This is a genomic window from Spirillospora sp. NPDC046719 (genome assembly GCF_040645715.1).
GTDB lineage: Bacteria > Actinomycetota > Actinomycetes > Streptosporangiales > Streptosporangiaceae > Spirillospora.
Map to the genome: position 1 here is coordinate 1 of NZ_JBEYYT010000574.1, position 5,058 is coordinate 5,058.

General features: G+C 75.2%; 3 protein-coding genes and 2 pseudogenes. 3 read left to right on the top strand and 2 right to left on the bottom strand.

The window, feature by feature from the left end:
• The 3 genes and pseudogenes from ABZ914_RS46310 to ABZ914_RS46320 all read left to right on the top strand — a co-directional run.
• Positions 1 to 317, top strand: a pseudogene (locus tag ABZ914_RS46310) (hypothetical protein); the annotation flags it as partial.
• 106 nt (positions 318 to 423) lie between these two features.
• Positions 424 to 1,893, top strand: a complete 1,470-nt coding sequence (gene cysC / locus ABZ914_RS46315) for an adenylyl-sulfate kinase (RefSeq protein ID WP_500201029.1) — start codon at positions 424 to 426, stop codon at positions 1,891 to 1,893.
• Positions 1,894 to 2,045: 152 nt separating this feature from the next.
• The gene (locus ABZ914_RS46320) at positions 2,046 to 2,984 is read left to right on the top strand and encodes a sulfite exporter TauE/SafE family protein (RefSeq protein WP_500201030.1); all 939 of its coding nucleotides are present in this window, start codon (positions 2,046 to 2,048) and stop codon (positions 2,982 to 2,984) included.
• Here the strand turns inward: ABZ914_RS46320 and ABZ914_RS46325 are convergent.
• Both ABZ914_RS46325 and ABZ914_RS46330 read right to left on the bottom strand, forming a co-directional pair.
• Complete coding sequence (locus tag ABZ914_RS46325; RefSeq protein WP_500201031.1) at positions 2,961 to 4,430, bottom strand: lipopolysaccharide biosynthesis protein; 1,470 nt, start codon at positions 4,428 to 4,430, stop codon at positions 2,961 to 2,963. The genes ABZ914_RS46320 and ABZ914_RS46325 overlap by 24 nt on opposite strands.
• 23 nt (positions 4,431 to 4,453) lie before the next feature.
• Positions 4,454 to 5,058 (bottom strand): annotated as a pseudogene (locus tag ABZ914_RS46330) (hypothetical protein); the annotation flags it as partial.

A 5,058-nucleotide genomic window follows, 5' to 3' on the forward strand; every position in this document is an offset into this window, starting at 1 on the left:
AGCGGCGGGAGGGGCGGCGGGCCCCGGCGGCCGAGGCGCGCGCCGGGCGGGCCCGGCGGCTCCAGCCGCCGCCCGCGATCTACGACCGGGTCGCGTCCCGGCAGGGCATGCAGTGGTACTGCGTGATGCGCGGGCTGATGATCGCCGAGGAGTACACCTCCCGGCAGGCCATCGACGCCCTCGGGGCCGGAACCGGCCTCACCGACCTGCTGTGCCGGCTGGTGTCGGCGGCCAGCCGGGGCCGCCTCACCGCAGACCACAGCGACGTCACGCTCGTCATCCGCAAGCCGGAGAACCGCTTCGCCCGGGTGATCTGACGGGGGCGGAGGTGCGGGCACCGGCGCGACCGCAGTAATTTGGCGGAAAATCGACCCTTGACCTGCATCGGCCCGGCGTGCGCGCCGGGCGGGATCGGAGACCGCGGTGACCGCCGAAGCCGGCCTTCCCGACACGCTGCGCGACCTGCCCGGCTGGGCTCCGGACGCGGTGGAGCTCGCCGACCTGGAGCTGCTGCTCGCGGGCGTGTACCGGCCGCTGACCGGCTTCCTCGGCTCGTTCGACGCGGCGATGGTGATCGCCGGCGGCCGGCTCGCCGACGGGACGCCGTGGCCGGTCCCGGTCACCCTGGCGGTGCCCGAGGAGCTGACCGCGCACGAGCGGCTCGTCCTGCAGGACCCCGAGGGCGTGCCGCTGGCGGTCCTGAAGGTCGCGGAGGCATGGCAGGACCCGACGTCCCAGGGCTGGCGGCTGGCGGGTCCGCTGGAGCCGCTCCGCTCCCCCGCGCACGGACCGTTCCACTCGCTGCGCCGCCGTCCCGACGAGCTGGACCCGGTCGACGGCCCGGTCCTCGCGGTCGCGGCCCGCGAACCCCTGCACCGCAAACAGCTCGGCCAGGTCCGCCAGGTCGCCGAGCAACTGGGCGCGCAGGTGCTGGTGCTGCCGCTGCTGAGCGGCGAGCACGACGAGTCGCTCGTCCGGGCGCTGCTGGGCGTCCGCAAGGAGCTCCCGGACGGGACGCGGATCATCCCGGTGCCGCTGCCGCCGCGCGGCGACCACGAGCGCGATCTGCTCCTGCGCGCGCACGTCGCCGCCGCCTACGGCGCCACGCACCTGCTCGCCGAGCAGGAGATGGAGGGCACCGCGATCCCGGTCGTGGTGCCCGAGCCGTGGGCCTATGACGCGGACGTGGAGATCTGGCGTCCGGTGGCGCGGATCGAGCCCGACCACGTGCAGGCGGAGCTGACCGCCGAGCGGCTCGGCGAGCTGCTGGACGCGGGCGAGCCCGTCCCGGACTGGTTCACCCCGCCGGCGGTCGCCGCCGAGCTGGCGCGGGCCCGCCCGCCGAAGCACTCGCGGGGCGTCACGGTGTTCTTCACGGGCCTGTCGGGCTCGGGCAAGTCCACGGTGGCGCGGGGCCTGGCGGACGCGCTGGTCGAGCGAGGCGGCCGGACGGTCACGCTGTTGGACGGGGACGTGGTCCGGCGGATGCTGTCGGCGGGCCTGACGTTCTCCAAGGCCGACCGCGACCTGAACATCCGGCGGATCGGGTTCGTCGCGGCGGAGATCACCCGGCACGGCGGGGTGGCGATCTGCGCGCCGATCGCCCCGTACGCGGCGACCCGCGCGGAGGTGCGCCGGATGGTGTCGGCGGCGGGCGACTTCATCCTGGTGCACGTGTCGACGCCGCTGGAGGAGTGCGAGCGGCGCGACCGCAAGGGCCTGTACGCGAAGGCGCGGGCGGGGCAGATCCCGGAGTTCACCGGGATCTCCGACCCGTACGAGGTGCCGGACGACGCCGACCTGGTGCTGGACACCTCGGCGATGCCGCCGGACGAGGCGGTGGGGCGGGTCCTCGAGCTGCTCGTCGCGGGCGGCTGGCTCCGGACCGAATAGTCCCCTTTGGTCCCTTGAGGCGTAGATCGTCAATCTAGTCGCGTTTGTTGGGATACACCCGGGTTAACAGACCCGGGTGCGGTCCCGTACTGTACTAGGCGAGTTTTCCTATATAGCAGGTAGGTCATGCCGCCGTAGGGGGGTGAAGGCGCGTGGACTTCGACTGGACCATGGCCCTCGGCTCGTTCCTGGTCGCCATCGTCGTCGGACTGACCGGGATGGGCGGCGGCGCGCTCATGACCCCGATGCTCGTGACGTTCTTCGGCGTCAGCCCGCTCGCCGCGGTCTCCAGCGACCTCGTGGCGGCGGCGGTGATGAAGCCCGTCGGCAGCGCCGTGCACTACCGGCAGGGCACCATCAACATGCGCCTCGTCGGCTGGCTGTGCGCCGGCTCGGTACCCGCGGCGTTCTGCGGTGTGCTGCTGGCCCGCGCCCTCGGCCACGGCGACGGAGTGGAGAACCTGATCAGCAAGGCGATGGGCGTCGCGCTGCTCATCGCCGCCGCCGGGCTGGCCGTCCGCGGCGTGCTCGCGCGGCGCGACCGGCACCGCCCCGACGCTGAGGAGGGCGAGGCTCCCCAGATCCGGATCCGGCCCGTGCCGACCGTGCTGATCGGGCTCGTCGGCGGCCTCGTCGTCGGCATCACCTCGGTCGGCTCCGGCTCGCTGATCATCGTCGCGCTGCTCGCCCTGTACCCGACGCTCAAGGCCAACCAGCTCGTCGGCACCGACCTGCTCCAGGCGGTGCCGCTGGTGTTCGCCGCCGCGCTCGGCCACCTGCTGTTCGGCGACTTCCAGATGCAGGTCACCGCCGCGCTACTGGTCGGCTCGATCCCGGGCGTCTACCTCGGCTCGAAGATCTCCTCGCGCGCCCCCGGCGGCCTCATCCGCCGCGTGCTGGCGCTGGTGCTCGTCGCGTCCGCGCTGAAGATGTTCGACGTCGGCGCCGTCCCGATCGCGTGGACGGTCGTCGTGCTGGGCGCCGGGACGGCCGCCGTCTGGCTGGCCGGGCGCCGCCGCACGGAACGGTCGGCGGGCGCCCGGAACGGCCGCGAGCGCGTCCCCGCGTCAGCGGACGAGCTGGTCCCCTGATCCCGCCGTCCGGGCCGGGGCTCCGGGCTCCCGGGGCTCCGCGCCCGCTGGCGCCGGCACCGTCCCGCCGCCTCTGCGCGGCGGGTCGCCCTTGCGCAGCATCCGCCACAGCATCACCGCCGAGACGATCCCGCCCGCGCCCAGGCAGTACGGCGCGATCGCGGCGTGCCCGGGGTCGGCGGCCAGCAGGCCGAGCAGCACCGCGAGGCCGCTGAGGCTCTCCACACCGCGGATCACGAACACCGAGCGGGACTGCTTGCGGGCCGTCGCCAGGCTGGCCAGCGGCAGCGTGCAGGAGAAGCACACCGAGTACAGCGCCCAGCCGCCGAGCGCCACCCGGTCCACCTCGAACGAGCCGCCGGTCACGACCGGGCCGAGCCAGCCCACCAGCAGGATCCCGCCGAGGCTCATCACGAGCGCGATCCCCGACATCAGCCCGCACGCCCGCACCGCCTGCCGGGCCCGCATCGGCCGGCCGGCCTTCTCCGCCTTGGCGAAGTCGCCGAGCAGGAACCAGCCGGCGCCGTTGACGAAGGTCAGCGCGGGCGACAGCAGCAGCCGCGCCGCCTCCACCCCGGCCAGCGCGGCGGTGGACGCGAACCCGGCGATCATCACGCGGGCGAGCAGCAGCGCGGTCGGCCGGATGCCGGCCTGCACCGACCGCCACCAGGAGAACGCGAGGATCTCCCGGAACGCGGTGCCGCGCAGCGGGGCGAGCGCGTACTCCTCGCGCGGCAGCCGCACCCGGGCCAGCAGGATCGAGGCCGCCGACCCCGCGCACATGGAGGCGAGCAGCAGCTCCACCGAGGCGTCCGCGCCGGCGCCGAGCGAGCCGCCGAGCACCGCGAGCGTCGTCAGCAGGTAGCAGGCGTCGTTGACGGTCAGCCGCCAGAACTCCATCCGCGCGGTGAAGATCCGCCGCCCGGTCTCCTCCAGCAGCCACAGCGCCACCGAGAGCGCGAACAGCGCGATGCCGAGCGGCCCGGCGAGGTGCATGACGGCCGCGACGACCGCGCCCACGGCAGCGCCGGCGACCACGGTGCCGCCGACCGACAGCAGCAGCGCGCCGCGCACTCGCGGCTCGAACCGGTCGAACACCGTGAGGGTGTCGCCGACCCAGCTGGTCTGCACCGAGGTGATCATGACGATGATCGAGAAGAGCAGCGCGTACGCGCCGTAGCCGGACGCGCCGAGCGTGCGGGCGGCCAGCGACTGCACGACGAGGCTGCCGCCCGCGGTGACGAACTGCACGGCGACGGCGCCGCCCGCGGACGCCAGCAGCCGGCCGGCCTTCCCCGCCATCCGCTTGCCTCGGCCTCCCGCGGCGGGTGCGGCGGGCGCCGGGTCGGGCACGGCGGGAAGGTCGATCGCGGTCTCGGCCGTGCTCGCCTCGACCGAGCTCATCTCGACCGCGCTCGCCTCGACCGTGCTCTCAGGGGTGCTCACGCTCCGTCCCGAAGCCCCCTGGGTCACCTGTCCAGGTCGTAGTGCATCAGGGACGAGTCGCCTTTTCCCTTGCCGGCCCCGGTGCCCGGCTCCGGCTTGCCGGCCCGGCCCTTGTCGGACACGGGCTTGTCGGCCACCGGCTTGTCGGCGCCGGGCGACGGCTTGTCCGCGCCGGGCACCTTGCCGCCGAGCAGGTACAGCGGGTCCTCGGCGGTGCGGGTCGGGTCACCGCCGTCCGGCCACAGGTCGGCGGCTATGTCGGAGGCCGGGCGTTTGTCGCCCTCCGCGGGCTTGTCCGAGCGGCCCTTCGGCGCGCCCTTGCGCGGCGTCTTGCCCGGCGGGGGCGGCGGCGTCTTCGGCAGGCCGGACGCCCCGTTCCCGGTGGACGCGCCGTTGCCGTTCGCGCCGCCGTTCGCGCCCCCGGCCACGCGGGTGCCGCGCGGACCGGACGACGAGCGGGTGCCCGACCCGGCCGAGCCGGCGCCGTTCACCCGGGACGAGCGGCCGCGCTCCGGCGGGAGCGGCGGCGGGGACGCCGGGACCGCCTGCGTCGCCGAGGCGGACGGCGCGACGGGACCGCCGCGCCCCTCCTCGGGCGCCCAGCCGCGCCCGCCCGCGGGCTCGGCGG